Here is a 1,267-nt window from a genome sequence, read left to right on the forward strand (position 1 = left end):
CATCCCCAACCAGCCCCCCGTTCCCCACCAGCCCCCACACCAGGCACCCGTCCCCCAGAACCCCAACCGCCCGAGCATCCAGCACGTCCGCGCGAGCCTGAACCTCGCACCGAGCGGTCTGTACTCGCCGTACCCGCACGACCAGCAAGCGCTGCTGAACGTTTTCCCGCGCAACCCCGACGGCACCCCGCGGGCGTTCAACGACCCGTTCCAGTCCTGGGCGCAGTACCAGAACGACGGCGGCCCCACCGTGCTCGGCCGCTCCAACAACTGCGCCGACTGCACCCGGTCCTTCATCGAGTCCTGGTACGGCAACCCGCAGGTGTCCGCGGTCCGTACGTACGACCCGGACGGCAAGGGCGGCATCGACCGCGCCTCGGGCGAGCGTGACGGCACCCGCAACATCGAGCAGTGGGCGGGCACCCAGTTCCGCAACTCCGGCCCGAACTCCCACGACGCCTACTCCAACATCGCCGACGAACTGCGCCAGGCCGGCCACGGCGCAGCCGCCGCGGTCCTCGTCACCTGGCCCAAGAACCCCGACGGCTCAGGCGGAGGCGCCCACGTCTTCAACGCCGTCAACCACAACGGCCGCGTCATCTGGGTCGACAGCCAGACCGGCGAAGTCAGCCAGCAGCCCATCAACACGGCGGCAGACGGCGTCTGGCACCTCACCCTCGACGCCAACCGCAACCCATACGACCCCACCAAGACCCAAACCCAAACCCCCCAGCAACAACACCCCCACGCCCAGCCCCAGCCCCAGCCCCAAAACCAGCAACACCCTCAGCCTCAGCAGCAGCCGCAGCCGCAGCCGCAGCCGCAGCCGCAGCCGCACAACCCGTACCAGCAACAGAGCCCCTACACCCAGCCACAGCCGAACCCTTACCAGCAACCCCACCAACCGAGTCCCTACCAGCAACCCCACCAGCCCGGCCCATACCAGCAGCAAGCTCCCTACGCACAGCCGCACCAGCCCAACCCGTACCAACAGCAGGTCCCGTACGCCCAGCCCCACCATCAGCCTGCCCCGCAGCAACAGCCCAACCCATACAGTCAGCAGCAGCCACCACACCAGTACCCGGGCGCCCCCTCCCCCGACAGCCCCGGGCACGACGAGCACGGCGAAAACAACCAGGACCACCACGACACCCGGGCCGACGCCCCGAACCAGAACGGCACCGCTCCCCACCCGCACGAACACCCCGCTCCACACCCCCCCCCCCCCCCCCACGCCACCCCCGACCCCCCCCCCCCCCCCCCCCCC

General features: G+C 70.3%; 1 protein-coding gene. It reads left to right on the forward strand.

The genetic code is table 11. The annotated features are described in order from the left end of the window. On the forward strand, positions 1-1,267 hold a 1,267-nt coding region (locus ADK86_RS43165; RefSeq protein WP_267888796.1), incomplete at both ends, for a toxin glutamine deamidase domain-containing protein.

It is taken from the genome of Streptomyces sp. NRRL F-5755 (assembly GCF_001279365.1).
Lineage (GTDB): Bacteria > Actinomycetota > Actinomycetes > Streptomycetales > Streptomycetaceae > Streptomyces > Streptomyces rimosus.